Origin of the sequence: Rhizobium sp. S152 (genome assembly GCF_030380735.1) — a bacterium.
Lineage (GTDB): Bacteria > Pseudomonadota > Alphaproteobacteria > Rhizobiales > Rhizobiaceae > Rhizobium.
The window spans coordinates 182,264-209,189 of the sequence record NZ_JAUDRZ010000008.1 but is presented as its reverse complement, the minus strand read 5'-3'; the positions used below and the strand labels follow the sequence as shown (position 1 = coordinate 209,189).

Sequence of the window (26,926 nt, the reverse complement as noted above, 5' to 3'; positions counted from 1 at the left end):
ATCAAAGACTTTTACGAATCACAATACGCTTTTCACTTATGAATTAAGGAGAATCACAGTCGAAATAGTTTGTGAATAGCGTTTTAGGAATATTTAGATCATCGCGTGCAAAATATTGCTCTTGAGTCCGGCGGGACACATACAGCTCAACCGCCGATTATACTTTTTCGGCGCGGCTCGCGGATTTCGACAGAGACAGGATACAGCGCCGCATCGAAACCTTGCGGCGCCATTTCGCGTCAGGCCTTGGTGGCCGGCGCCCTGTTGCGTTCCAGCAGAGCCTTGACGGTCTCGTCGTTGATCTTGCCGTTGGCATCCTGGCCGATCGACTTCTGGAAGCTCTTGATCGCTGCAACCGTCTTCGCTCCCAACTCGCCATCCGGCTGGCCGGCGTCGAAGCCGTTGTTGTTCAGGATCGCCTGGATGTTGCGGATCGCCTTCTTCATGTCGACGGTCGAAGTTTTAGTGGCGGTGCCGACCCATTCGTCCGGCACATCCACGGCATTGACCTTGCTGTCCTGCGGCTCGGCCTTCCACAGATCGACCTTGGCGCGGGCCTTTTCCAGCTGGTCCGGTTTCATCGCATTGGCGACTTCGTCGCGCTTCTGCGAAGCGTCCTTGTCGCCGCCCTTGGCGGCGATCGCGAACCACTTGTAGGATTCTGTCAGATCCTGCGGAACGCCGTTGCCGCGTGCGCAAAGGATGGCGAGGTTGAACTGGCTGTCGGTGATGCCGAGATTGGCCGCCTTGGTGAACCAGTTGGCCGCCGCAGAGTAATCCTGCTGACCGAGCGCGCCGGAGGCGTGCAGAACCGCGAGATTGTGCATGGCGCTGGCATTGCCCTGATCGGCGGCCTGCTCGTAGTATTGCCTAGCCTTGGCGATATCGCGATCGACGCCGACGCCCTTCTCGTAGACGCTGCCGAGGCGATATTCGGCCGGCGCGAAGCCCTTGTCGGCGGAAAGCTGATACCAGCTTGCAGCCTGCTTCGGATCGGCGGTGACGCCGGCGCGGCCATCGCTGTAGCGAGCACCGATCTCAAACAGCGCCAGCGGGTCGCCGTTTTTCGCGGCTTCGACCAGCGACTGCGGCTGGATCACGTCAGGAACAACGATCGCAGCCGCGGGAGCCGGCGTGGTCGCGGCGGCGACGGGCGCGGTGTCCTTGGCAACGAAGTTCGACGTGTCCTGCGGCGCGCCTGCGGGCGCAAATGGCGTCGCGGTGGCGCCGTCCATCGGCGTGGCGGCTGTCAGATGATCAGGCTGGGCCTGAGCCGGCGCTTCTGCCGGCGGCGCCTGGGTTTCTGCAACCGGAGCGGCGGGGGCTGCAGCCGGTACATTCGCCGCGTCGTTTGCCTCGGGCGCGGTTTCGCTGTCTTGAGGCAACGCCGTATTCGGCGTCTGCGTCTGCACGGCGACTTCCGGTGCCGGCGCGGGCTCGCCAGTCGTCAAGGTGCGGGCCAGCGGGAAGGCCATGATCGCCAGCAGCACGGCGCCGACGGCAAGCAGGATCGGACGGCGGAAACGCGACAGCGGGCCGGCCTTCGCATCCTTGTTCTTCGCCTTCTTCTCGCCTTTGGCGGAGACGGTGCGCGCGGCCGGATCCGCCTCGACGGCGGCCGCCTGCGCGGCGCGGCGGGCGGCGGCGATGTAATCGGCGCGCTCGTTCTCGGTCTGCGGCTTGGCGTTGGTGCGCGCCGCATTCTGGCTGGCGCGAACACGCTCGAGAATCTTCTTCACATCAGGCGCGCCGGAGCCGGGCTCGAGCGGCTCGTTGGCGGCTTCGGGCGGCATGACATCGACGGGATCGATGGACGGCGCGGGATCGATGACTGTGCGCTCGCCGGCCTTGGCTTCCGGTTTCGCCTTCTTGGCCGGCATCAGCTTGCGGCCGAGGCTGAGCAACAGGCTGTTCTTGGCGGCGGCGACCGGCTTGGTGGCGGCTTCGATGGCGATGGCGCTGGTATCGCTCGCGGCCATCGCCGGCGCCGAAGCCGGTGCTTCAGGTGCCGCCTCGACGGGCCGTGCAGCGGCGGTGCCGCGCGTGCCGAAGGCAACGGGCTTTTCATCCTCTTCGCTTTCGGCAGGGACAAGCGCATAAGGATCGATGTTGAAATCGGCAGCCGGCATTCTTGCCGGGGGGCGCGCGGTGCGCGTTTCCATGTCGTCCAGACGCTCGGCGATCTGGACGAGCGTTTCGTGCAGCGCCTGGAAGGTCTTGTGGGTGCGCTCCTCGCCGCTGCGGCTCAGCTCTTCGAGGTGACGCAGGTCCTCGGCAAGCGCCGTCATGGCCGACATGTCGATGGCAGCAGGCGCGCCGGTCTGGAAGGCGCCGTTGCGGCTATAGGCTTCGACGACGGCCTCGGCGGCCTGCCGCGCGGCCTCGATGATGTATTCATCGCTGGTCGCCATGTAGTCTTCGATGGCGCCCATGCGACGATCGAGATCGGCCGGGATTTCGGCGACGGGACGCGGCTCGCTCATCAGGGCCGAGAGATTGGCGATCTGGTCTTCGAGGCTTTTCAGGGCACGCGTGTCGGTTGCCGGCGCCGCCGTGCTTTCCTCAAGGCGCGCGACGATATCGCCGAGCTGGCCCTCGATGCGGCGGAAGGCCTCGTCATCGACATGCGATACGACGGGCTGCGGCGGCTGAAAATCCATCTCGTCGATGCGGCGGGCGAGATAATCCAGGCGCTGGGCCAGTGCGTCGTTGACGGATCCGCTCTCCAGCGCATCGATCTTGCGCGAGATATCGGCAAGCGCGCCGGTGAGTTCCGGCTGCTGCGCGGCCTTCTGGCTGCGTTCAAGGAGATAGGAGAGATGCTCCAGCCGTTCGTCGAGGCGCGAGGTTGCCTCGGCATTGGCGAGTTCCTCGACGCGCATTGTGAGCGCTTCCAGGCGGTCCGCGAGGCCATCGGCGGGTGCGGCGCGGTTTGCGACGCTGCTGCCCATCAGGTCGATCTGCTCGGCAAGCGCGCTGAGGCGGCCTTCGAGACGATGCATCATCGCCGGATCGCCGGTAGCGGCGGCGCGGCCAGTGGCGGCGATCGCGCGGCTGATTTCGTCGAGGCGGGAATCCATCGCCGCAAACTGTTCTGACATGGCCCGATCGTGCGGCTGGATCATGCTGCCGAACTGCTCCATCGCGGTGGCGATCGAGATCAGCTTGTCTTCCAGCGCGCGAACGGCCGGGCTTTCGCCCATGCCGCCGATATGGCGCTTGATGTCGTCGAGCCGGTAAGCGAGCGCCACCAGTTCTTCCTGCAGGCCGGCCGTGTCCAGCGCATGCAGCTGGTTCTCGAAGCCATCCCAGCGGCTTTCGATGTGGCGCAGCGAATCCTCACGCGCCAGACCGTCCATCAGCGAGCGCAGTTCCTCGAACTCGCCACGCAGGCCCTGTGCCTCCGGCGCGGCCGAGCGACCGGCAAGCTGGTCGATGCTCTGGGAAAGGCGCCCCATGTCGGCGCGGATGTCGTCGGCGAAATTACGGTCGCCGGCGCTCGCAGTGATGTCGCGAAGCTCCGTGCGCAGCGCGTTCATCTCGCGCGTCACGCCTTCGGAGATGTCACGCTTCAGATCCTGTCGGAGATTGACGAGCGCCTCGGCGATCTCGGTCATCGTGTCTTCGGCCGGTCGGCGCGGAGAAGGCTGGGTGGCCGACTGCGGCGCAGCGGGACGGGTCATCGGCGGAAGGCGCTCGGCGGTGGGCTGAGCGACCGGATGGCGAGCATAGGGAGCCTGCTCCCGAGCGGGCTGCGCCGACTCGCGTGCGACGGGGCGCTCGCGGCTTGTCTCCAGCAAACGCTGGCGCTGGCGAATTTCGGCGAAGGGATCGGGACGCTGTTCGGGCGGGGACGCCGGGCGCGTCGCGTAGCTGCGGACAGGCGCGTCCTGATCGACCGTGGCGGCACGCAGGCGCTCGTCGCGGCCGCTGCCTATCAGGCCTTCGATGCGCGCTTCCAGCCCTTCGATCGTCCGGCTCAACGCATCGAGAGACGACCTGTCGGAATGCCGTGGGGAATTTGATCGCGATCCGTTCATCTTCTTGCTCGCTTCGTCTGTCCGAACCCTCGTCAGGGCCGATCATTGGCTTTTCCGTCGGCCGCACCGAAGTGCAAACCTGAGCATCGTTCATGCAGGAGTAGTCAATTAGACTTTCCTCAACCTGTACGACGTGGCGGCATTCCAACGAAACGCGAGACTTGAAAAAAGGAATGCAGGGTGCCGTTACTCAAACAGCACCTTTCACGGAACGTGGTAAACAACCCGTTAACTACGGTAAGGGTTTTCTAATTTTTCAGGCATTTCGGCTGCTTTTCGTGCCGAAACCGGCCATCCGCCTGTCGCCGTTATCCGGCGGACTGGCAGCGCTCCGGCGCACGTCCGGACGCTGGAAATCGCCACGGCGTGCAGCATCTTTTCAGGTAGCTTGCACATTCCCATCTCGCGACAGGAGACCACAATGACGGCCCCGCATCCCTCGAAGACGCATATCGGCAACCACGCGCTCCATCCTGAAACGCAGATGCTGAACTACGGCTACGACCCCGAACTCTCCGAAGGCGCGGTAAAGCCGCCGGTGTTCCTGACCTCGACCTTCGTGTTCAAATCCGCCGAGGACGGCCGCGATTTCTTCGATTACGTTTCAGGCCGTCGCGAGCCGCCCGCCGGCCAGGGCGCCGGGCTCGTCTATTCCCGCTTCAACCACCCCAACAGCGAGATCGTCGAGGACCGGCTTGCGGTCTACGAGCGGACGGAAAGCTGTGCGCTGTTTTCCTCGGGGATGTCGGCGATCGCGACGACGCTGCTGGCCTTCGTGCGGCCGGGCGATGCCGTCCTGCACTCGCAGCCGCTCTACGGCGGCACGGAGACACTGCTGGCGAAGACATTCCTCAATCTCGGGGTCTCCGCCGTGGGCTTCGCGGATGGCGTCAGCGAGGCCTCGGTGCGGACGGCGGCAGATGAGGCGATGGCCAAGGGGCGGGTTTCGGTGATCCTTGTCGAGACCCCGGCCAATCCGACCAACAGCCTTGTCGACGTGGCGATGATCCGGCGCATCGCCGAGGCGATCGGCGAGAAGCAGGGACACCGGCCGATCATCGCTTGCGACAACACGCTGCTCGGGCCGGTGTTTCAGCGACCGATCGAACATGGCGCCGACATCTCGCTCTACTCGCTGACGAAATATGTCGGCGGCCATTCCGACCTGATCGCGGGTGCGGCGATGGGAAGCAAGGCCGTGATGAAGGCGGTGAAGGCACTGCGCGGCGCGATCGGCACGCAGCTCGACCCGCACTCATGCTGGATGCTCGGACGTTCGCTGGAAACGCTGCAAATCCGCATGGAACGCTCCAACAGCAACGCGTTAGCCGTGGCCGATTTTCTAAGGTCTCATCCCAAGGTCGAGGCGATCCACTACCTGCCCTATCACGACCAGGATTCGCCGCTTGGCCGCACCTTCGCGGCACAGTGCAGCGGTGCCGGATCGACCTTCTCATTCGATATCAAGGGCGGGCAGCCGGCGTCGTTCCGCTTCCTCAACGCGCTACAGATCTTCAAGCTGGCGGTGAGCCTCGGCGGCACGGAATCATTGGCAAGCCACCCGGCGACAATGACGCATTCGGGGGTCCCGGCGGAAGTACGCCAGCGGATCGGCGTGCTGGAATCGACCATACGCCTGTCGATCGGCATCGAGCATCCCGATGATCTCGTTGCCGATCTTGTGCAGGCGCTGGACGCCGCTTAGGGACTGCGTGGCGGCTCAGGCCGCCGCCGTTTCCCTGACGTCGTCGAGCAGGAAGTGCACGACCACGTATTTGGTCGTGTAGTGGCGGCCGCTCTCGGCGGTATTGTCGACGTTGCCGCCATCGGCGGGGTGCCAGCGATGATAGTGCGGATTGGTCGTGATCAGCGTGATTGCCTTGCCGGCCAGCTTTCCATCGAGCCTGTAGCGCATTTCAGCCAGAGGCCAGATGCGCTCATAATCCTCCATCGGAATGCGAACCTTGAGCGCCTTGCGGCTGATCGCCTCGCTGCGGGAACCGTCGTCGTGGACCACGGCAGGCAGGTCCAGGGTAACCTCCTCGGCACCGTTCAGGATGGAATTGAACTCTTCAGGCCACATCCGTCTCATGAAAATCGCTCCTCCCAGGCTATTTCGTCGGTTAGCCAGCAAAATCTAGCGTGTCTTCGGCGAGAAGCAAACGGCGGAGAGAAAATTTGATCGGCGAGCAAACGGAGGCGCGGTACGGACAGATAGTCCCGGCGGTTATTGCCGCCACCGAACCATCACGAATGTGCCCGAAGACTTACCCTCGCGGCTGAAGGAAATCTCCGCGCCGAGCGTCGTGGCCATGGCGTTGATGAGACGCGTACCGAGGCCCGTGCCCTTCGGGCCGCTCGCGGGTTGGTAGCCGACGCCGTCGTCCTCGACGGAGAGCAAACAGTACCCACCTTCCTCAACCGACAACGCCACGCGCACCTCGCCCTGCCCTTCCGGGTAGGCGTACTTCATGGCGTTGGTTACCAACTCGATCAGGATGACGCCGAGCGCAACCGCCTTGTCGGCCGAGGTCGCGATGCGGCAGAGATCGGAGCGCAGCATGATGGCGCGCGAGAAGCTCGTCGTGCTCTGAAGCTCGGCGAGGAGCGGCCCGAGATAGACGTCGAGTTCCACCTCGCCGACATTCTCGGAAGTGTAGAGGCTGCGATGCACGCCGGCGATCGCGGCAATGCGGTTCTGCGTTTCGTTGAGCGCCGTTTTCGTCTCTTCGCTACCGGCGATCTGCATCTGCATGCGGATCATGGCCGAAACCAGCGACAGCGAGTTGGCGATGCGGTGGTTCATTTCCGCGAGCAGCAGTTCGGCGCGCTCCTTGGCAACGACGAGTTGGCGATCGGCTTCCGCCTTCTCGCTGCGCAGGCGAGCGTTCTGCAGGGCCTGGTCTAGGGCGCTGACGAGAAGCGGGAAGAAGTCCTCGGTGGCCGTCTTGACAACGTAATCCGCAGCTCCACCCTTCAGCGCCTTGATCGCGATGTCGGCGTCGCTCGAGCCGGTGACATAGAGAACCGGCGTCTGTCCGCCGGTCTCGGAGATCGCCTCGAGGAAGTTCAGGCCGGTCTGATTCTCGAAGTAGTGATCGAGAACGATGGCTTCGAATGTTTCGTTTGCGAAGAGCTCAAGCCCCATCTCGATCGACGGGGCATGAACAACTTCGAAATCGCTGCGCGCAAGCACCCGCGTTGCAAGGCGGGCTAGGGCCGGATCGTCATCGACGTAAAGGATGCGCACAGATTATGGCTACTCGTTAGGGGACTTGGATGACGGAGAAGAACAGGCCGAGGTTGCGGATCGCGGTTGCGAAGCCATCATAGTCGACCGGCTTGGTAATATAGACGTTGGCGCCGAGATCATAGCACTTCTGAATTTCGCGCTCGTCATCGGTGGTGGTGAGCACGACGACGGGCATGCGGCGCGTATTCTCGTTGCTCTTGATCTTTTCCAGAATATCGAGACCGGACATATCAGGGAGATTGAGATCGAGCAGGATCAGCAGATAGCGGTCCTTGCTGACGACGCCGTCGCGGCTCGGACCGAGGATATAATCGAGCGCGGTATGGCCCAGCGTGAAAGGCACAATCTCGTTATTGACGCCGGCGCGACGCACGTTCTTCTCGATGAGACGGGCATGGCCCTCATCATCCTCGATCATGACGATCGTGACTTCCTGGCCTGTGGCTTTCATAGTTCCATACTCCGTACAATTTTGGTGAGGTCGGTGGGCAATGTCAGGATAAACGTGCTGCCCTGCCCAAGTTCTGACTCGACATTAATGTCGCCGCCCAAATTTCGTATTAACGAGCGCACATGCGCCAGGCCGATGCCTTCGCCGCGCTGGTCCTGCTCACCGGCTCTGCGGAAGAGCTCGAATATGCGCTCCCGATCCTGGGGGCCGATGCCGCGGCCATTGTCCTTGACGTCGATCCGGATACGTCCGGGTCCATCCGGATAGGCATCCACATCGAGACGCAGCGGCCGGTCCTTCGCCTGGTACTTTACTGCATTGTCGAAAAGATTGCCGAAAATCTGGTCCAGCGAGAAGCGGTCGGTGACGATAGTACCGACGCGAACACGGGCCTCGGCGGCACCGCCGGTCTCGGCCAACTGATGATGGACGTTCGCCGCCGCGCCCTCGATCAGCGACTTCAGGTCGATGCGATCGGGCTGCAACTTGCGGCGTCCATCGCGGGAAATCTTCAGGATGGCGTTGATCAGCGAATCCATCTTGCGCGTCGAGGAGCGAATGAAGCCCAGCGCTTCCGGCAGATCCTCCTGCACGGCCAGCCGCGCCTCGCGTATCTCGTCCTCGCTCGGCGTTTTGTTGTCGGCCAGAACATAGGCCGAAACAGCCGTCATCGCCGTGTCGAGTTCACTCAGGAAGCCCATGATATTGACGAGCGGCGCGCGCAGATCGTGGGTGACGATATAGGCGAACTTCTGGATCTCCTGGTTGGCGCGAATGAGATCCTGGGTGCGCTCGGAAACGCGCTCTTCGAGGCCGACATTCAAAAGAGCGACCTCCTCGGTCGCCTTCGTCAAATCTTGGACGTGCTGGACGATGATCAGGATCGCGCCGCCGAGTACGATCAAGATGGCGACGGCGCCACCGAGGGTAACCCATTGGAGATTGCTCGCCGCGCCGAGTTGAGCCTCGACGAGAATCCGCAGCCGGTCGTCGGTCTTTTCCAGGAAGCCAGCAAGGATGGAACGGACCTGATCCATGTATTCGCGACCCGCATCGTCGCGGACGATCGCGACGGCTTCCTGCAGCTTGCCTTCCTTGGCAAGCGCAACCGTGGTCGAAAGCTCGTTCATCTTGCCATCGATCGCCGTCGACAAAGCGTCGAGTTCACCTGCGTAATTCGGCAGCGGCGAAACGTTGTCGTTCAATATCTTGCGGCGCTCGGCCAAATGCTCAAGCGCCTTGGTGTAGGGATCGAGATAGGCCGGATCGCTCGACAGCAGGAAGCCGCGCTGCCCCGTCTCGGCGTCCTGAACCGTGGTCAGCAGGTTGACGATGGAGCTGCGAACGCGTCGGAGCTGAGCGGTCTCGTCGGAATACAGGCTGTTCTTGTGCACCAACCACAACGACGAACCGACGATGCCCAGCAGAAACAGGACACCGATGGCGAGCATGATCAGGCTGGAACGAAAGAAGGCGGCGGTGGAGGTCATCAGGCTTCCATGAATTCAGGTGCGAAGACCTTTATACACAAGCGATAAGGAAAGATAGCGCCCTCATTATACGTTGCCTGTCAGGTCCTCTCGCCTCGCCTGCTGTCCCGGGAGACCTGCTCGCGGGCATCACCAACTCGCCGGAAATTTTAAATGAAAATCATTTGACGTTTACGCAAACGTCAATATTTTATAAGACACATGCATAGGCCGGTCCGCCCGGCTGACGAATTGGAGGAATTCGAACGATGCCAGTCTACAAGGCCCCGGTAAACGACACGCTTTTCGTGCTGAACGATGTGCTGGGTCTGGAGCGTTACAACAATCTGCCCGGTTTCGCCGACGCCACGCCCGACATGATCGAGGCGATCTTGGGCGAATCGGCAAAGGTCGCCGAGGAGGTGCTTTTCCCGCTGAACTATTCCGGCGACCAGGAAGGCTGCACCCGCAAGGACGATAGCTCGGTGTCCACGCCGAGGGGCTTCAAGCAGGCCTATGACGCCTATTGCGAGGGCGGCTGGACCGGTCTCGCGGTGCCGGAAGAATTCGGCGGACAGGGTCTGCCCTATACGCTGCATGCCGCCGTCGGCGAATACACGTCGGCCGCCAACATGTCGCTGATGATGTATCCTGGCCTGACCCAGGGCGCGATCGCCGCCATCATCGTTCACGGCTCCGACGAGCAGAAGGCGACCTATCTGCCGAAGATGGTCTCCGGCGAATGGTCCGGCACCATGAACCTGACCGAGCCGCATTGCGGTACCGATCTCGGGTTGCTGCGTACCAAGGCTGTCCCGCAGGCGGACGGCAGCTACAAGCTATCAGGCCAGAAGATCTTCATTTCCGCCGGCGAACACGACATGTCCGGCAATATCGTCCACCTCGTGCTCGCCCGCATCGAGGGCGCGCCCGATGGCACCAAAGGCATCTCGCTCTTCATCGTGCCAAAATTCATGGTTGGCGCCAGCGGTACTGTGGGAGATCGCAACGGCGTCTCCTGCGGCGCGCTCGAGCACAAGATGGGCATACACGGCAACGCCACCTGCGTGATGAACTATGACGAGGCGACGGGCTTCCTGATCGGCGCCGAGAACAAGGGCCTCGCGGCCATGTTCGTGATGATGAACGAGGCTCGCCTCAGCGTCGGCCTGCAGGGCTTGGCGATCGCCGAGATCGCCTACCAGAACGCCGCCGAGTATGCCCGCGAGCGCATCCAGGGCCGGGCGCTGTCCGGTGCGAAGGCGCCGGAAAAGAAGGCCGATCCGATCATCGTCCACCCCGATGTTCGCCGGACGCTGATGACCATCCGCTCGTTCAACGAAGCCGGCCGCGCCTTCCTGCTCTGGACGGCGCTGAAATCCGATATCGCCCACCGCGCGACGGACGAGAAGGAACGGCAGACGGCCGACGATATTCTCGGCCTTGTCACCCCGATCCTGAAGGGCGTGATGACCGACAAGGGCTTCGATCATGCCGTCATGGCCCAGCAGGTCTTCGGTGGCCACGGCTACATCGAAGAGCAGGGCATGAGCCAGTATGTCCGTGATGCCCGTATCGCGATGATCTACGAGGGCGCCAACGGCATCCAGGCGCTCGACCTCGTCGGTCGCAAGCTCGGCCAGAATGGCGGCCGCGCAGTGATGGCGCTGTTCAAGGAGATCGGCGATTTCTGCGAGGAAAACCGCAGCGACGAGCAGATGTCCTTCTTCACCAAGAACCTGAAGAAGGGCTTGAACGACGTGCAGGCGGCGACCATGTGGTTCATGCAGCATGCGATGGCAAAGCCCGACAATGCCGGCGCCGGCTCGACCGACTACATGCACCTCTTCGGCCTCGTCATTCTCGGCTATATGTGGGCGAAGATGGCCAAGGCCGCCAATGACGGGCTGGCCGCGGGAGAGACCGATCGCGAGGCTTTCCTGCGCAACAAGCTGATCACCGCCCGCTTCTTCATGGAGCGGATCATGCCGGAAACGACACTGCGCAAGGCGCGCATCGAGACCGGCGCGGAAACGATGATGGCATTGAGCGCCGAGGCGTTTTGAGGTTCCCCTTCTCCCCAACAGGGAGAAGGTGGCCCACAGGGTCAGGCGCAACGCCGTTGCGCCGGAGATGAGGGGGCCACACATGCGGCCTATCGGACGTCGCGCCCTCGTAGCTCCCTTTGAGTAGAAGGGAAGATAGCAGAGACAATTCACGGCCCCCGGGCCGCCAGGGAGACGAGAATTATGACCGAGGTTTTCATTTACGATCACGTCCGCACGCCGCGCGGTCGCGGCAAGAAGGACGGTTCGCTGCACGAGGTGCCGTCGGTGCGCCTTGCCGCCAAGACGCTGGAGGCGCTGCGCGACCGCAACGGGCTCGATACCGCAACCGTCGACGACATCATCATGGGCTGCGTCGATCCGGTCATGGAAGCCGGCGCCGTCATCCCCCGAGGTGCCGCCTTCGAGGCCGGCTACTCGACCAAGGCGCCCGGCATGCAGATCTCCCGCTTCTGCGCGTCCGGCCTCGACGCGGTCAACTTTGGTGCCGCCAAGATCGCCCAAGGCGCCGATGACATCGTGATCGCCGGTGGTGTCGAGAGCATGTCGCGCGTCGGTCTCGGCATGTCCGGCGGCGCCTGGTTCATGGATCCATCGGTCAACTTCCCTGCTTATTTCATGCCGCAGGGCGTCTCGGCCGATCTCATCGCCACCAAATACGGGTTCAGCCGCGATGACGTCGACGCCTATGCCGTCGAGAGCCAGAAGCGGGCAGCCAATTCCTGGGACAAGGGTTACTTCAAGAACTCGGTGATCCCGGTGAAGGATCAGAACGGCCTCGTGATCCTCGCCCACGACGAGCACATGCGCCCCGGCACCGACATGCAGGCATTGGCCGGCCTCAACCCATCCTTCCAGATGCCCGGCGAGATGGGCGGCTTCGAGGCAGTCGGCATCCAGGCGCATCCCGAGATCGAGCGCATCAACTATGTCCACCACGCCGGCAACTCGTCGGGCATCGTCGACGGCGCCGCCGCCGTCCTGCTGGGATCCAAGGCGGGCGGTGAAAGCATGGGGCTGAAGCCGCGCGGCCGCATCAAGGCCTTCGCCAATATCGGCTCCGACCCGGCGCTGATGCTGACCGGCCCGGTCGATGTCACCGAGAAGCTGCTGAAACGCACTGGCATGACGCTGGCGGATATCGATCTCTTCGAGCTCAACGAGGCCTTCGCCGCCGTGGTGCTTCGCTATATGCAGGCCTTCGACATCAGCCACGACAGGATCAACGTCAACGGCGGCGCGATTGCCATGGGCCACCCGCTGGGCGCCACCGGCGCGATGATCCTGGGCACCGTGCTGGACGAGCTGGAACGCCGCGATCTCAACACCGCGCTGGTGACGCTCTGCATCGGCGCCGGCATGGGCACGGCGACTGTGATCGAGAGGGTGTGATCGGGTTCAACCCTCCCCCTTGTGGGGAGGGTGGCCGGCAGGCGGGAGGGGTTTTTGCGGCAAATTCCCCTCCCCAACCCCTCCCCACAAGGGGGAGGGGCTAACCCGCGCACAACAGAGAATTCCACGGGAAGAGGAATCCCATCATGACCACCTACACCAATTTCACCGTCGAGACCGACGCCGATGGCATTGCCCTTGTCACCTGGGACATGCCCGGCAAGTCGATGAACGTCTTCACCTCCGAGGTGATGGACGAACTGAATGCGATCATAGACCAGACAGTGGCCGATAGCGCCGTCAAGGGCGTGGTCATCACCTCCGGCAAGTCGAGCTTCTCCGGCGGTGCCGACCTGTCGATGATCAAGGCGATGTTCACCTTCTACAACGAGGAGAAGGTCAAGGACCCGTCGACGGCGTCGCAAAAGCTCTTCGATCTCGTCGGCCGCATGACCGGCCTGTTCCGCAAGGTGGAAACCTCGGGCAAACCCTGGGTCTCGGCCATCAACGGCACCTGCATGGGCGGGGCGCTGGAGATGTCGCTCGCCTGCCACGGCCGCGTCGCCTCCAATGCCAAGTCGGTCAAGATCGCGTTGCCCGAGGTCAAGGTCGGCATCTTCCCGGGCGCCGGCGGCACGCAGCGTGTCGCGCGTCTGGCGGATGCCCAGTCCGCCCTGCAGATGATGACCACGGGCCAGTCGCTGACGGCTTCGCGTGCCAAGGCGATGAACCTGATCCATCAGGTGGTCGAGCCGGATCAGCTGATTTCAGCTGCCAAGCAGATGATCAAGGACGGCCTGAAGCCGGTAGCACCCTGGGACGAAAAGGGCTTCAAGGCGCCCGGCGGCGGCATCTGGACCCCGGCGGCAGCCCAGCTCTGGCCGGCAGCACCCGCCATCCTGCGCCGCGAAACAGCGGGCAACTATCCCGGCGCGCTTGCCATCCTCAAATGCGTCTATGAAGGCCTGCAGGTTCCCTTCGATATGGCGCTGAAGATCGAGCAGCGATACTTCACGCAGGTGCTGCAGACCACCGAAGCATTCTCGATGATCCGTTCCCTCTTCATCTCCATGCAGGAGCTCGGCAAAGGGGCCCGCCGCCCCGCCGGCATCGCAAAGACGGAGCTGAAGAAGGTGGGTGTCGTCGGCGCCGGTTTCATGGGGGCGTCGATCGCCTATGTGACCGCCGCCGCCGGCATTCCCGTCACCCTCATCGATCGCGATATGGAAGCCGCGACTAAGGGGAAGTCGGTCTCCGAAGGCCTGGTGAAGGACTCAGTCGGTAAGGGTCGCCTGACGCAGGATGAGGGCGCAGCCCTTCTCTCGCGCATCACGCCGTCTGCCGATTATACCGATCTCACGGACGTCAATCTTGTCATCGAGGCGGTCTTCGAGGATCGCGACGTCAAGAAGGCGGTGATCGAGGCTGTCGAGGCCGTGCTCCCCCAAGGCGCGATCTTCGCCTCCAACACCTCGACCCTGCCGATCTCGGGCCTCGCCAAGAATTCGAAGCGACCGGCCGATTTCATCGGCGTGCATTTCTTCTCGCCGGTCGAAAAGATGATGCTGACCGAAGTGATCCTCGGCAAGGAGACCGGCGACAAGGCGCTGGCCGTAGCACTCGACTACGTCGCCGCGATCAGGAAGACGCCGATCGTGGTCAACGACACGCGCGGCTTCTTCGTCAACCGCTGCGTCTTCCGCTACATCCACGAAGCCTATGACATGCTGATCGAAGGCGTGCCGCCGGCGATGATCGAAAACGCCGCCAAGATGGCCGGCATGCCTGTCGGGCCGCTGTCGCTCAACGACGAGGTGGCGATCGATCTCAGCCAGAAGATCCTGAAGGGAACCGTCGCCGATCTCGGCGAGGCAGCCGTCGATCCGAGGCACCTGGCGCTGATCAACAGGATGGTCGACGAACTCGATCGCCGCGGCCGCAAGAATGGCAAGGGCTTCTACGATTATCCCGCCAAGCCCGCCAAGAAGTCTCTCTGGCCGGAGCTGAAGACCTTCTATCCGCAGAAGAAGGCCGACGAGATCGATGTCGAGGTGCTGAAACAGCGCTTCCTCGTTACCATCGCGCTCGAGGCCGCGCGCACCATCGAAGAAGGCATCGTCACCGATCCGCGCGAGGCCGATGTCGGCTCGATCCTCGGCTTCGGCTTTGCCCCCTATACCGGCGGCGTGCTCTCCTACATTGACGGCATGGGCGTGCAGAACTTCGTGGCGTTGTGCGAGAAGCTCGCCTCGCTCTACGGGCCGCACTTCAAGCCGACGGCGCTCTTGAAGGAGATGGCAGCCAACGGCGAAACGTTCTACGGGCGCTTCGACCCCTATGCTGATGCCAGGGCGGCGGCGTAAACCACAAATGGACAGCGCGGACGCCAAGGCGCCCGCGCTTTTCTTTATCGCGACCGATCAGATATCGATCCCATCGACAGCCGTGCGCGTCGCTAGTATCTTGTCGATGCGCATGCCGTCCATATCGATGACCTCGAAGCGCCATCCGTCGAATTCGAAGGTTTCGCCCGCTTCGGGAATATGCTGCAGCTGATGTAGTGCGAAGCCGGCCAGCGTGTGGAAATCGGCGTCCGGCCGCTCGCGCAGCCCCAGCCGCTCAAAGGCGTCGAAGGCGGGCATCATCGCATCGACGAGCAGCGAGCCGTCCTCGCGCACGACGATATCGGGCTCCTGGTCGGTGCCCGGCAGATCGCCGGCGATGGCTTCCAGCAGGTCCGTCTGGGTGACGATGCCTTCGAGGCTGCCGTATTCGTCGATGACGATCGCCAGCCTCACCGGCGAGGCCTTGAACTTGTCGAGCACACGGACGACCGAGGTTCCCTCGTGCAGCACCAGCGGCTGCTTGATGACATCCATGGGGCGGATCTTGCCACCTTCGAGAACCTGGTCGAGCAAGTCCTTCTTCAGGACCATACCCGTCGGTTCGTCGATCGAGCCGCGGCCGACGAGCAGCTGTTCATGCCTGCTTTCCCGGATCGTCTGCAATATCTCCGCGTCGCTGTCTTCGGCGTCGATCCAGTCGATATCCAGTCGCGGCGTCATGATGTCCGATATCGGTCGCTCACCGATGTTGAACACGCGCTCCACCAGCTGCTGCTGCACCTGGTTCAAGAGACCGGCCTCCTGGCTTTCGGCGACCAGCAGCTTGAGCTCCTGCGGCGAGTGGAAGGAGGACTCTCCCGTTCCGGCATGAAGGCCGCAGGCGCGCAGCACGAGGTTGCCCATGCCGTTCAGCACGAAGATCGCCGGCTTGAAGATCAGCAGGAAGAGGCCGAGCGGGCGCACGACGGCAAGCGAGGTCTGCTCGCTGCGCTGCAGGGCAAGGCTCTTCGGCGCCAACTCGCCGAGCACGATATGCATGGACGTGATGATGATGAAGGCGATGACGACGGCAATGGTATGGGAGCCGGTGACCGCCCACTGTCCGGGCAGCCAGGCGAGCAACGGCTCGATCAGGTGCGCCAGCGCCGGTTCGCCGACCCAACCGAGGGCGAGCGACGAAATGGTGATGCCGAGCTGCGTCGCGGCCAGGTTCGCATCGAGATTGTCGACCGCGCGCTGGAGGGCAGTGGAATTCATCCTGCCGGTGGCGACCAGTTCGGAGACGCGGCTGCGACGGACGGACACGAGGGCGAATTCGGCGGCGACGAAGAAGCCATTTGCGGCAACGAGCAGAAATACGGTGAGAATTCCGACGTAGTCGAGAAGACTGCCATCCTGACCTGACATGCGTTGAGTGCCTCAACTGTTAAAGGGGACGGCAACCTTAGCACGGGGAAATCCGATCCCGAAAGCGGCGGATCAACTTTCCCCATAGCCGCCACAACCATCACCTCGATTGCAGGAGGGGTCTCGTCAGGGTCCGTTCACGAGCTGGAGAATGAGCTGGCGGATGTTTCCGCCGTCGCTCATCTCCACCTGGTCGAAGTCCCGGCCGCGCTGACGTTGCTTGTCGGAGAGAGCGCCGAGCCTGCGCGTCAGCTCCACCCGGATCTTCTTGCAGGCTGCATCGTCTTCCACTCTCAAGCCGAGGCTGGTTGACTCGATCTCGCCAACCATTTCGGTGATGTGCCGGCCATGCACGCGCTCGTGTTTCTCGATGCCGGCGATGAAGGTCTGCCAGCTGGCAGCGACCGGGCCGGAGAGCCTGGCCTCGGGCTTGGGCAGCGTATAGGTGATGATGAGTTTCGGGCGCGCCGTGACAATGGCGCAGGCGCTTCCCTGCGCCTCATACTTGCGCGTCCAGGTCAGCTTGAACGTGGTGTGGGCGATGGCACGCCCGTTCGATCCGAAACCCGGACCACGCTCGCCGATCGACTGGTATAGGGCGGCTCCCGTCTGTCCAGTGACGCCGTAGGTCTTGATCTGCTCGACCGGTTGCCACTCGGCCAGCGCCGCGGCAGGCATCAAGAAACATGCCATCACGGGCAAAGCAGGCAAGACAGAACGCACGCGAATCCCCGCAGCAGACATCGACGCCGCGACCTTAGCCGGCACGTTCACGCCTTTCAATCCGGCTAAATCTTCGCCATTCCCGCGCACCGCACCTGAAAAAAGCCTGATTATTCCTAATCCCTTAGCTATGAGGGAACTCCATGTCGCTTATCGAAAGTCTCTGGCAATGATTTCGCGTTATGGTGCGCCTTTCCAAGGACGTGGGAACGGCTGCCGCCGGGCAGTTCATAATCGGGGTCGGCTGTGACAATCTATCTGCCCATCGCAGAATTGTCGGTGAACATCTTCATCATTCTCGGCATGGGAGCGGCCGTCGGATTCCTGTCCGGGATGTTCGGCGTGGGCGGCGGATTTCTGATCACTCCCCTTCTGATCTTCTACAACATCCCTCCGGTCGTGGCGGTCGCAACTGGTGCGAACCAGGTCGTCGCCTCCTCCGTTTCCGGCGCGATCACGCATTTCCGGCGCGGCACGCTCGATGTGAAGCTCGGATCGGTGCTTCTGATCGGCGGCCTGACCGGCGCGACAGTCGGCATATGGATCTTCTCGCTGCTGCGCCGTCTCGGCCAGCTCGATCTCTTCATTTCGCTGCTCTACGTGGTGTTTCTCGGCACGGTCGGCGCGCTGATGCTGCTCGAAAGCGTGAACGCCATGCGCCGCGCCTCGAAGAACATCCCGGCCGCGCCTCGCAAGCCCGGACATCACCACTGGGTTCACCGCCTGCCGCTGAAGATGCGGTTCAAGAAGTCGAAGATCTATCTCAGCGTCATCCCTGTTATCGCGCTCGGCTTCGGCATCGGCATCCTGACATCGGTCATGGGCGTCGGCGGCGGCTTCATCATGGTGCCGGCAATGATCTACCTGCTGCGCATTCCGACCAACGTCGTTGTGGGGACGTCGCTGTTCCAGATCATCTTCGTGACCGCCTATACGACGGTCGTGCAGGCGGCCACCAACTTTTCCGTCGATATCGTGCTGGCCTTCATCCTGATGGTGGCGGGCGTCATCGGTGCGCAATACGGCGTTCGGGTCGGCCAGAAGCTGCGCGGCGAGCAGCTGCGGGCGCTGCTCGGCCTTCTCGTCCTCGCTGTCGGGCTTCGTCTGGCCGTCGCGCTGGTGGTGACGCCCGCCGATATCTATTCCGTGGTCATGGGGAGCGCGAACTGATGCGGCGGCTTCTCTCGGCACTCACCCTTTGCCTCTGGCTGTTGCCGGGCCTTGCCTCGGCGCAGATGCTGCTGCCCGGCCAGGCGGCGAATACGACCGCCGAGGGGCTGGAGATCGGCACATCCACCAGCGAGATCGCCATCACCTCGGACTTTCGCGGCGCCGATCTGACGATCTTCGGGGCGGTAACCAATACCGACAGCCTACTGCTCGCGATCGGCCAGTACGACGTCGTCGTCGTGCTCGAGGGACCGCGCGAGGATGCAACGGTGCGCCGGAAGGAACGCGTCTTCGGCATCTGGGTCAACACCCGCTCGATGACCTTCGAAGCCGTGCCGCATTCCTATTCCATGTCGAGCTCGCGCATGCTCGACGACGTGACGACGCCGCTAGACCTCGCCGACCAGGGCATCGGTATCGACCACGTGCCGCTGACGCCTGTCGGCTTCGTCGGCAATGCCAGCAATCTCGGCGAATTCCGCAATGCGTTTCGGCGGCTGCAGGAAAACAACGGGCTCTATGACCGCAACCCGAGCGGCGTTCGCTTCGTCAGTTCCAACCTCTTCAAGGCCAGCCTCCGGCTGCCCGCGAATATCCCGAACGGCGTGCATACGGTGCGCGCCTATCTCTTCAAGAGCGGCAAGTTCATTACCGAAAAGTCCGTGCCGCTGCGCGTCATCAAGACGGGCATCGAGCAGACGATTACCGATGCCGCGCATGAGCAGCCGATCGCCTATGGTGCGTTTGCCGTGCTTCTGGCGCTGGTGACCGGCTGGGGCGCAAGCGTGGTGTTCCGCAAGGATTGATTGCGCGAAAGCGCCGTTTTCCACATGATGCGGATCGGCACAGTCGCCTAAAAACCCCTCATTAATATTTACCAGTTAGTAATCTCTCGACACGAGAGGTTCATCAGTCATGCGTATCCGTACCCTCCTCGCTGTCGTGCTGCTGGCGTTGGTTGCCGGTTGTGCCACGGCTCCGAAACAGACCCGAAATATATGCGCGGTGTTCGACCAGCGCGACGGGCTTTTCTCCAACTGGCAACGCGCCGCGGAAAAGGCCGAGCGCAAATACGGCGTTCCGGTGCCGATCCTGATGGCGACGATGTATACGGAATCGGGCTTCCAGCCGAACGCGCGCCCTCCCCGCACCAAGCTCTTCGGCTTCATTCCCTGGACACGGGCGTCCACGGCCTACGGCTATTCGCAGGCGCTCGACGGCACCTGGGATCACTATCAATCGGCCACAGGCAACTGGGCGGCGCGGCGCACCAACTTCGCCGACGCGATCGATTTCATCGGCTGGTATCATCTGCAAAACAGCAAGGTCACCGGCATCCAGCTCAACGACGCCTACAGCCTCTATCTCGCCTATTACTCCGGCCCCAAGGGTTACATGCGCGGCGACTGGCGCTCGAACGCGCAGCTGCAGAAGACCGCGCAGCGCTTCGCCGGCATGGCGGCGACGTATCAGCGGCAGCTGCAGGGATGCAATTGAGCTAGGTTAGCCGAGCAGGCTCCCAAAGCGGACGGAATAGATCCGGTCGCGGCCGAGGAGATGGGCGATCAGCGACGGCTGGTTGAACAGGCCGGTCATCGCCTTGTGACGGAGATCGAGCCCGCCGCTCATCACCCCGAAGGCCGGCATCAGGAGGCGGTCACCATCGGTCGCGAAGCATGGGCGGCGGACGGATTTCTCGCGTCGGCGCACGGTGGCGGAAGGGTGCAGGTGTCCCGCGATCTCGCCGCTCTGCAGCCCGCCCTTGGGCTCGTGCCGGAAGGTCAGCCCGCCGTATTGCAATTCGTCGGCGCAGGCGCCGGGCAGGTCGACGGTCCCGTCGGGATCGTGGTTGCCGTTGATCCATATCCACTCGCGGCCGCGCGCCATATCAGATATCAGCGTGCGAAACGTCTCCGGCATATGCGCGGAGCCGATGCGATCATGAAAATTGTCGCCGAGCGAGACCACCAGCTTCGGATCGTAGCGGGTGATGACGGCCGAGAGCACGGTCAGCGTCGCCAGCGTGTCATAGGGCGGCAGCATCATGCCTCGGCGGGCGAAGGCGGCGCCCTTTTCCAGATGCAGGTCGGAGACGACGAGGACGCCCGTGTCGGGCAGGTAAAGGCCGCCCAGCGGATCGCAGACGGCCGCGATCCCGTGCACGGACGTTTCCACGCCCGGCATCGCCGCAATCCCGTTCAATTCTCGCGCCAGCGCCAGCCGGTTCATCACGTTTGTTTCTTTCCAGTGTCTAGGCGGGGAGGACGGCCAAAAGGCCCTTTCTGCCCTGCCGGGCATCTCCCCCACAAGGGGGGAGAAGACTCGTGGCGCCGCTCTGCCTAGATCAGAACCTCGGCGATGCGGCAGATAGCCCCTCCCCCTTGTGGGGAGGGGTTGGGGAGGGGACTTTATTCCAAAGCCTCGGCAATCAGATCGTCCGCCGCCTCCGCCAGCAGATGATCATGCGCCTCACCATGCACATGCTCCTTGCCGATCTCCAGCATGACGGGCACGGCGAGCGGCGAGATGTGCTCCAGCGGGCGGTGGGTGATGTGCCCCTTGATTCGCTTCAGCATATCGCCAAGACGGCCGATGTCCAAAAGACCCGTTGCCGCATCCTGCCGCGTCGCCTGCAGCAGGATATGATCCGGCTCGTGGGTGCGCAGCACGTCGTAGATCAGATCGGCCGAAACCGTCACCTGCCGGCCGCTCTTTTCCTTGCCCGGATGCCGGCGCTCGATCAAACCTGCAATCACGGCGCAATTGCGGAAGGTGCGCTTCAAAAGGAAGGATTCGTCGAGCCAGCTTTCGAGATCGTCGCCCAGCATGTCCTCGTCGAAGAGATCAGAGAGGCTGAGGCGGCCGCCAGCGATCATCCGCCCCATGTCCTCCAGCCCCCAGATGCCGAGCGAATAATCGGTGGCGACGAAGCCGAGCGGCTTGGCGCCCGCGCGTTCAAGTCGACGGGTGAGGAGCATGCCGAGCGTCTGGTGCGCCAGCCGCCCCTCGAAGGGATAGGCGACCATGTAGCAGCGGCTACCGCGCGGGAAGGTCTCGATCAGCAGCTCGTCGCGCTTCGGCAGGATCGATTTCTCCTTTTGGATCGCCAGCCAGTCCCGCACCTGGTCCGGCAGCCGGTGCCAGCGGTCGGGATCATCCAGCATCGAGCGCACCTGATCGGCGAGATAGGTGGAGAGCGGAAACTTGCCGCCGGCGTAGGACGGGATTTTCGGGTCGTTGGAATAGGCCTGGCTGGCAAGCGCCTCGTTCTCGCGGATGCCTTCGAAACGCAGCACCTTGCCGGAGAAGATGAAAGTGTCGCCGGGCGACAGCTGCTCGAAGAAGTATTCCTCCATCTTTCCAAGCGTGGCGCCGCCGCGACCGATGCGGCCGCCCTCGCCGCGCTTCACCATCTTCAGGTTCAGCATCGGGCTCTCGACGATCGTGCCTGAATTCAGCCGGTATTGCTGAGCGACCTGCGGATTGGAGACGCGCCAGCGGCCCTCCCTGGTCTTGCGGATGCGGGCATAGCGCTCATAGGTGCGCAGCGCGTAGCCGCCCGTGGCGACGAAATCGACGATGCGTTCGAATGTTTCCCAGGAAAGATCCGCATAGGGCGAAGCGCTGATGATCTCGTCATAGAGCTCCAGCATGTCGAATGGCTCGGCGCAGGCCATGCCGAGAACATGCTGGGCGAGCACGTCGAGCGCGCCGCGACCGACCGGCGGCGTGTCCTGCGCGCCGATATAATTGGCGTCGAGGGCTGCCTGACACTCCATGACCTCGAAGCGGTTGGCAGGAACGAGGATCGCCTTTGAGGGCTCGTCCATCCGGTGGTTGGCGCGGCCGATGCGCTGCGCCAGCCGAGACGCCCCCTTCGGCGCGCCGACATGGATGACCAGATCGACATCGCCCCAGTCGATACCGAGGTCGAGGGTCGAGGTGGCGACCACGGCGCGCAGCCGGTTCGCCGCCATCGCCGCCTCCACCTTGCGCCGCTGGCCGACATCGAGCGAGCCGTGATGTAGCGCGATCGGCAGATTATCGTCGTTGACCGTCCAGAGCTCCTGAAACAGCATCTCCGCCTGGCTGCGGGTATTGACGAAGAGCAGCGTCGTCTGGTGCTCTAGAAGCTGCTTGTAGACATCGGGGATAGCGTATTTCGCCGAGTGCCCGGACCAGGGAATGCGCTCCTCGGTCGAAAGGATCGAAATGTCAGGCTTGGCCCCGCCGTCGACGGTGACGATGCCTGAACGGCGCTCCTCGCCTTTCTTCTGCGCCACCAGCCACTTCTGCAGTTCCAATGGCTCGGCAACGGTTGCCGAAAGGCCGATCGTCTGCAGGTTCGGCGCATGGCGCCTCAGCCGCGCCAAACCCAGCGAGAGCATGTGACCGCGCTTCGAAGTGACCAGCGAGTGCAGTTCATCGAAGATGATGTATCTGAGATCCTTGAAGAACCGCTCGGCCTCGCCATTGGCAAGCAGCAGCGCTACCTGCTCCGGCGTCGTCAGCAGGATGTCGGGCGGGCTGAGCTTCTGGCGCTGACGCTTGGAAACGGGCGTGTCGCCGGTGCGGTTCTCGACGGTAACAGGCAGCCCCATCTCCTCGACGGGCTTCATGAGGTTGCGCTCGATATCGACCGCCAGCGCCTTCAGCGGCGAGACGTAGAGTGTATGGATGCCGGTGAAGGCCGAACCGGGCGGGATTTTGCCGCGGCGGGTAAGATCGGTCAGCGACGGGAGAAAGCCTGCCAGCGTCTTGCCGGCGCCGGTGGGCGCGATCAGCAGCGTGCTTTCGCCGGCTTCAGAGCGCGCCAGAAGCTCCAGCTGATGCCTGCGCGGCTGCCAGCCCTTCTCCGCGAACCAGCGGGTGAAGGGGGCAGGCAGGGATATCACGCGTTCGCTATCGATCTGGTCCACCGCCTGAATGTAGTTCAAACCGCGCCGATGAGAAGGCGGCGGGGCTGCCATCTTTGAAGTGCAGAGACGATACGCCTCCGCACTTATGCATGAGCGCGATCAGTAGATATCGAAGGGGAAGTACTTGCGGGTGATCTTCTGGTAGGTGCCGTTGGCGACCAGCGCATCGATCGCCTTGTTGAAGCGCTCCTTGAGTTCGGTCTCACCCTGGCGGATGCCGATGCCGGCCTGCGTCTCCGTTCCGGGCACGTCGCCGAGCAGCTTGCAGCAATCCTTGCCGGCCTTGTTCAGCCAGTCCACGACCACGAACTTGTCGGAGATCAACGCATCCATACGACCGTTCTGGAGGTCGGCGACCGCTTCGTCCTGAGTGGGGTACATCTTGGCTTCCACGCCGCCCTTGGCATAGACGTCGTTCAGGTAATCCGCCTGCGTCGTCGATGCCTGGGCGCCAACGACCTTGCCCTTCATGTCCTCGACGGAAACACCCTTGATCGGGCTGTCCTTGGGGACGGCGACGGCCAGCGGGGTGGTGTAGTATTTATTGGTGAAGTCGATCTGCTTCTTGCGCTCTTCGGTGATGCTCATAGAGGCGACGATGGCATCGTATTTCTTGGCGAGCAGGCCAGGAATGATACCGTCCCAATCCTGAGCGACGATCGTGCACTTCGCCTTCATCTCCTCGCACAGCGCATTGGCCATGTCGACATCAAGGCCCTTCAGGCTTCCGTCCGATTCCACATAGTTGAAGGGCGGGTATGCGCCTTCGGTCGCGATGCGGATCGTATCCTCCGCCGAAGCCAGGTGAGCCATGCCAAGCAGCGCCGTGGCCGCCAGGAAAATCATCTTCTTCATTGCTGTTCCCTTTTGGAATTTGTTTTTGCCTTACAGGCCAACATTAGCGAATCCATACCGCTCCACAAGCCCATGGTTGCCGCAGCGGGCAACACACGGCGATGGTGCGGGATTGGCCTATTCCAAGGAAATCGGACTGCCGCTCAAAGAGCGACGTAACGGTCGGCGCGATGGTTGATCGTGAGGAAGAGATTGAGCACCACGGCGCCAAGCACGGAGTAGAACACGACGGGCGGCGTGGTCACGAAGAAGGCGGCGGCAAGCACGCAGAGATCGACGGCCATCTGCACAAGGCCGGCACGGATGCCGAAACGCTCCTGCATGTAGATGCCAAGGATGCCGACGCCGCCGAGGCTGGCGCGGTGGCGATAGAGCGCCAGAAGACCGAAGCCGAGAAGCAGGCCGCCGAGCAGCGCCGCCCAGGCGGGATGAATGGCGGCAATCGCCATGACCTTCGGCTGCAGGCTTGTCAGCAGCGAGGTGAGACCGATCGCGATGAAGGTCTTGATGGTGAAGGAGATGCCGAGGCGCTTCCAAGAGAGATAGAAGAACGGCAGGTTGAGCAGGAAGAAGGCAAGGCCGAAGTTCATCCCGAAGGCATAGTGCAGCAGGAATGCGATGCCTGCCGTGCTGCCCGTGAGCAGGCCGGCGCTCGCCAGCATGTAGAGCCCGAGCGCGGAAATCAGGCTGCCGGAGAAAATGCCCTGCACATCCTCGACGGGTGTGTGGCGCGTGGCGTTCGTGTTCCAGAACCCGAGAGCACTGATGAGCTGAGTCATGTCGCTAATCTCCAACGGCAGACAAGTTCAGGAACGCCAAGGCGATGCCCAAGCGGGACGCTATGTATGGAAAGGATCGGCCGCGGCTGCATTCGCGCTCACGGCCTGTGCACGAATTATCGCTGGATTTACGGGCTTTTCAAGCGAAATACGTAAGCAATACTGACCTATTGCAATTACGCAACAATCCGTCGCTCAGGCCGCCTTGCGTGCAAGGAACAGAATGCCGGAAATGACATTCGCGCCATCTTTGCGAATGATCGTCTTGACGACGTCGGCCACCGTCAGACTATGGCGGGCGCAAAGCTCTCGGATGTAGGTTTCGGAGTGGGCGTATCGCAGCGACGGCGCGAGGAGGAACCCCTCGCCCGCCCCTGCGTCCTCGACCGAAAAAGCGAGATCGGCACCGGGAGCCGCGAGCGTGACCATAGCCTCGAAGACGCTTTCGAGATTGCCGAGATACATCAGCACGTCGGCGGCTGTCACGAGATCGGCACGGGCTTGCGGGCCATCCGCGAAAAGTCCCGTCGCCTCGGGCGCGAGCGAGAGATCGGCATGGGCGAGATGATCGTAGACCTCTTTCTCCGCGGCCTTGGCGAGCATGTTCTGCGAGAGATCGAAGCCTTCGAGGCGATCGACGCGGGCGCGAATTTCCGGGCCGAGCAGGCCGGTGCCGCAGCCGAGATCGACCGCGAGCGCGTAGCGGCGCCCGGTCGAGGCAACCAGCGCGGCGAGCTTCTGCGGCACGCTGTAATCCAGCTTGCCGACAAGGGACGTCTCGAAGCGATCGGCATAATCGTCGAACAGGCGTTCCACATAGCTGCTGGGCGGCTGGGGTGGTGTTTCGACGGCACCTAGAAGGGCGAGCTTCAGCTCCGCTCCAAAGATATCGTCCTCTTCGATTTCGAGCGTTCGCCTGTAAGCCTCGACCGCGCCAGACACGTTGCCGGATTTCTCGCGGTAGGTTGCCAGGCGATACCAGCCGGCGGCCCAACCCGGCACGAGATCCAGCGCCTGCTCCATCAATTCGGCGGCCGCATCCGGCTCGCCGCCCTCGTCGAGCATCTTGGCGTAATCGGCGCGACGGTCCGCGATGACATCGCCTGAGGTAAGCTGGTTCGGCTGCATGATGGAGACCTTGTGAGATGGCACGCATTTGGCTGCGGCCACAAAAAAACTCAAGTCCTATTTCAGAGGCAGGGGCGCCAGCTCTGAAAAAGGCTTGCGAGCAGCGATTCGCGCCCGTATTTCAGGGATAAACAGGAGATGGCCAATGTCCGAGCAGGTGAACAAGTTTCTGGGCGACTCGATCGGCCGCACATTGATCAAGCTTTTGGTCGTGTCGCTGATCGTCGGCTTCATCATGAATATCTTCGGCCTGGCGCCGCTCGATTTCATCTACGGGGTCAGGAATTTCATTCTCGACATCTGGCATCGCGGCTTCTCGGCGCTCGGCCGCATCGGGGACTACCTGCTGCTCGGGGCGAGTGTCGTCATCCCGATCTTCATTATCATCCGTCTCTTCAGCCAGCGTCGCTAATATGAACTCGATCCATGTCTCCCGTCGCGGCATCCTGCGCCTTTCCGGTCTCGCACTGGTCGCCGGCGTTGCAAGCTGCGCAACGGCGCCGAAATTTTCCGCCACGCCGTCCGATGGCGACGACCAGACGGCGGCCGCACTACCGCTCGTCAACCAGTTGCGCGCCAAGAACGGGCTGCCGCCGCTTTCCGTCGATCCGGCAGCAACGGCGGCCGCATTGTTCCAGGCCAAGCGCATGGCATCCGCCGGCAAGATGAAACATGTGATGGGGATTTCGGACGGCTTCGGGCCCCGCGTCAAGGCGAGCGGCGTGCAGCTGCCCGCCGCGGAAAACATCGCCGCCGGGCAGCAGTCTGTCCCCGCCGTCGTCACCGCCTGGATCAACTCCCCGCACCATCTCGAAAACATGCTCGGACGCTACAGCGGGTTGGGCGTTGCAGTTGCGCATAATCCCTCTTCCAGGAACGTGCCTTACTGGGCCATGGTGCTTTCCAACTGAGGCGATTCTGCCTCCCCC

At 62.8% G+C, this 26,926-nt stretch carries 21 protein-coding genes; 9 read left to right on the top strand and 12 right to left on the bottom strand.

Annotated features, from left to right (window positions below; all coding sequences use genetic code 11):
• Nucleotides 1-239: 239 nt before the first annotated feature.
• The gene (locus QTL95_RS10500; RefSeq protein WP_289719911.1) at nucleotides 240-4,040 is read right to left on the bottom strand and encodes a peptidoglycan-binding protein; all 3,801 of its coding nucleotides are present in this window, start codon (nucleotides 4,038-4,040) and stop codon (nucleotides 240-242) included.
• Nucleotides 4,041-4,461: 421 nt separating this feature from the next.
• Between QTL95_RS10500 and QTL95_RS10495 the strand changes: the two genes are divergently transcribed.
• The gene (locus QTL95_RS10495) at nucleotides 4,462-5,745 is read left to right on the top strand and encodes a cystathionine gamma-synthase family protein (RefSeq protein WP_289719910.1); all 1,284 of its coding nucleotides are present in this window, start codon (nucleotides 4,462-4,464) and stop codon (nucleotides 5,743-5,745) included.
• Between the two features lie 15 nt (nucleotides 5,746-5,760).
• Here QTL95_RS10495 and QTL95_RS10490 read toward each other — a convergent pair whose 3' ends face one another.
• The 4 genes from QTL95_RS10490 to QTL95_RS10475 all read right to left on the bottom strand — a co-directional run bounded on the left by QTL95_RS10490 (nucleotide 5,761) and on the right by QTL95_RS10475 (nucleotide 9,234).
• Nucleotides 5,761-6,132: a hypothetical protein gene (locus tag QTL95_RS10490; protein ID WP_289719909.1), complete on the bottom strand. Its 372-nt coding sequence runs from the start codon at nucleotides 6,130-6,132 to the stop codon at nucleotides 5,761-5,763.
• 135 nt (nucleotides 6,133-6,267) lie between these two features.
• Complete coding sequence (locus QTL95_RS10485) at nucleotides 6,268-7,290, bottom strand: histidine kinase dimerization/phosphoacceptor domain -containing protein (RefSeq protein WP_289719908.1); 1,023 nt, start codon at nucleotides 7,288-7,290, stop codon at nucleotides 6,268-6,270.
• 16 nt (nucleotides 7,291-7,306) lie between these two features.
• Nucleotides 7,307-7,744, bottom strand: a complete 438-nt coding sequence (locus tag QTL95_RS10480) for a response regulator (protein WP_037187597.1) — start codon at nucleotides 7,742-7,744, stop codon at nucleotides 7,307-7,309.
• Nucleotides 7,741-9,234 carry a sensor histidine kinase gene (locus QTL95_RS10475; protein ID WP_289719907.1) on the bottom strand — a complete coding sequence of 498 codons (1,494 nt, stop codon included), beginning with the start codon at nucleotides 9,232-9,234 and terminating at the stop codon, nucleotides 7,741-7,743. The genes QTL95_RS10480 and QTL95_RS10475 overlap by 4 nt, the downstream gene beginning before the upstream one ends.
• Before the next feature lie 248 nt (nucleotides 9,235-9,482).
• Between QTL95_RS10475 and QTL95_RS10470 the strand changes: the two genes are divergently transcribed.
• The 3 genes from QTL95_RS10470 (at nucleotide 9,483) to QTL95_RS10460 (ending at nucleotide 15,034) form a co-directional block, all read left to right on the top strand.
• The gene (locus QTL95_RS10470) at nucleotides 9,483-11,279 is read left to right on the top strand and encodes an acyl-CoA dehydrogenase C-terminal domain-containing protein (protein ID WP_289719906.1); all 1,797 of its coding nucleotides are present in this window, start codon (nucleotides 9,483-9,485) and stop codon (nucleotides 11,277-11,279) included.
• Nucleotides 11,280-11,462: 183 nt separating this feature from the next.
• Entirely contained in the window at nucleotides 11,463-12,671 is a 1,209-nt protein-coding gene (locus QTL95_RS10465; RefSeq protein ID WP_289719905.1) for an acetyl-CoA C-acetyltransferase, read from the top strand.
• Nucleotides 12,672-12,817: 146 nt separating this feature from the next.
• Nucleotides 12,818-15,034 (top strand): 3-hydroxyacyl-CoA dehydrogenase NAD-binding domain-containing protein, encoded by a 2,217-nt coding sequence (locus tag QTL95_RS10460; RefSeq protein WP_289719904.1) that lies wholly within the window; start codon nucleotides 12,818-12,820, stop codon nucleotides 15,032-15,034.
• Between the two features lie 57 nt (nucleotides 15,035-15,091).
• On the opposite strand, the gene QTL95_RS10455 is transcribed toward QTL95_RS10460, so the two are convergent.
• Complete coding sequence (locus tag QTL95_RS10455) at nucleotides 15,092-16,423, bottom strand: hemolysin family protein (protein WP_289719903.1); 1,332 nt, start codon at nucleotides 16,421-16,423, stop codon at nucleotides 15,092-15,094.
• A 126-nt stretch (nucleotides 16,424-16,549) separates the two neighbouring features.
• The gene (locus QTL95_RS10450; RefSeq protein WP_289720353.1) at nucleotides 16,550-17,101 is read right to left on the bottom strand and encodes a DUF922 domain-containing Zn-dependent protease; all 552 of its coding nucleotides are present in this window, start codon (nucleotides 17,099-17,101) and stop codon (nucleotides 16,550-16,552) included.
• 291 nt (nucleotides 17,102-17,392) lie between these two features.
• On the opposite strand from QTL95_RS10450, the gene QTL95_RS10445 reads away from it, so the two are divergent.
• The 3 genes from QTL95_RS10445 to QTL95_RS10435 all read left to right on the top strand — a co-directional run bounded on the left by QTL95_RS10445 (nucleotide 17,393) and on the right by QTL95_RS10435 (nucleotide 19,813).
• A complete protein-coding gene (locus QTL95_RS10445) occupies nucleotides 17,393-18,316 on the top strand; it encodes a sulfite exporter TauE/SafE family protein (protein WP_289719902.1) in 924 nt (307 codons plus the stop codon).
• Nucleotides 18,316-19,122 carry a TIGR02186 family protein gene (locus QTL95_RS10440; RefSeq protein ID WP_289719901.1) on the top strand — a complete coding sequence of 269 codons (807 nt, stop codon included), beginning with the start codon at nucleotides 18,316-18,318 and terminating at the stop codon, nucleotides 19,120-19,122. Before QTL95_RS10445 ends, QTL95_RS10440 begins: the two co-directional genes overlap by 1 nt.
• Nucleotides 19,123-19,231: 109 nt before the next feature.
• Nucleotides 19,232-19,813 carry a transglycosylase SLT domain-containing protein gene (locus QTL95_RS10435; RefSeq protein ID WP_289719900.1) on the top strand — a complete coding sequence of 194 codons (582 nt, stop codon included), beginning with the start codon at nucleotides 19,232-19,234 and terminating at the stop codon, nucleotides 19,811-19,813.
• A 6-nt stretch (nucleotides 19,814-19,819) separates the two neighbouring features.
• Here the strand turns inward: QTL95_RS10435 and pdeM are convergent, their stop codons facing one another.
• The 5 genes from pdeM to QTL95_RS10410 all read right to left on the bottom strand — a co-directional run bounded on the left by pdeM (nucleotide 19,820) and on the right by QTL95_RS10410 (nucleotide 25,997).
• Nucleotides 19,820-20,545 (bottom strand): ligase-associated DNA damage response endonuclease PdeM, encoded by a 726-nt coding sequence (pdeM, locus tag QTL95_RS10430; RefSeq protein ID WP_289720352.1) that lies wholly within the window; start codon nucleotides 20,543-20,545, stop codon nucleotides 19,820-19,822.
• 179 nt (nucleotides 20,546-20,724) lie between these two features.
• Nucleotides 20,725-23,235 carry a ligase-associated DNA damage response DEXH box helicase gene (locus QTL95_RS10425; RefSeq protein WP_289720351.1) on the bottom strand — a complete coding sequence of 837 codons (2,511 nt, stop codon included), beginning with the start codon at nucleotides 23,233-23,235 and terminating at the stop codon, nucleotides 20,725-20,727.
• Between the two features lie 99 nt (nucleotides 23,236-23,334).
• Nucleotides 23,335-24,090 (bottom strand): ABC transporter substrate-binding protein, encoded by a 756-nt coding sequence (locus tag QTL95_RS10420; RefSeq protein ID WP_289719899.1) that lies wholly within the window; start codon nucleotides 24,088-24,090, stop codon nucleotides 23,335-23,337.
• 143 nt (nucleotides 24,091-24,233) lie between these two features.
• Nucleotides 24,234-24,869 (bottom strand): YitT family protein, encoded by a 636-nt coding sequence (locus QTL95_RS10415; protein ID WP_289719898.1) that lies wholly within the window; start codon nucleotides 24,867-24,869, stop codon nucleotides 24,234-24,236.
• A gap of 195 nt (nucleotides 24,870-25,064) precedes the next feature.
• Complete coding sequence (locus QTL95_RS10410) at nucleotides 25,065-25,997, bottom strand: class I SAM-dependent DNA methyltransferase (protein ID WP_289720350.1); 933 nt, start codon at nucleotides 25,995-25,997, stop codon at nucleotides 25,065-25,067.
• A gap of 145 nt (nucleotides 25,998-26,142) precedes the next feature.
• Between QTL95_RS10410 and QTL95_RS10405 the strand changes: the two genes are divergently transcribed.
• Together QTL95_RS10405 and QTL95_RS10400 are read left to right on the top strand one after the other, a co-directional pair.
• Nucleotides 26,143-26,409 (top strand): DUF6460 domain-containing protein, encoded by a 267-nt coding sequence (locus tag QTL95_RS10405; protein WP_037187624.1) that lies wholly within the window; start codon nucleotides 26,143-26,145, stop codon nucleotides 26,407-26,409.
• A 1-nt stretch (nucleotide 26,410) separates the two neighbouring features.
• Nucleotides 26,411-26,908, top strand: coding sequence for a CAP domain-containing protein (locus QTL95_RS10400; RefSeq protein WP_289719897.1), 498 nt, complete (start codon nucleotides 26,411-26,413; stop codon nucleotides 26,906-26,908).
• Nucleotides 26,909-26,926: the final 18 nt, after the last annotated feature.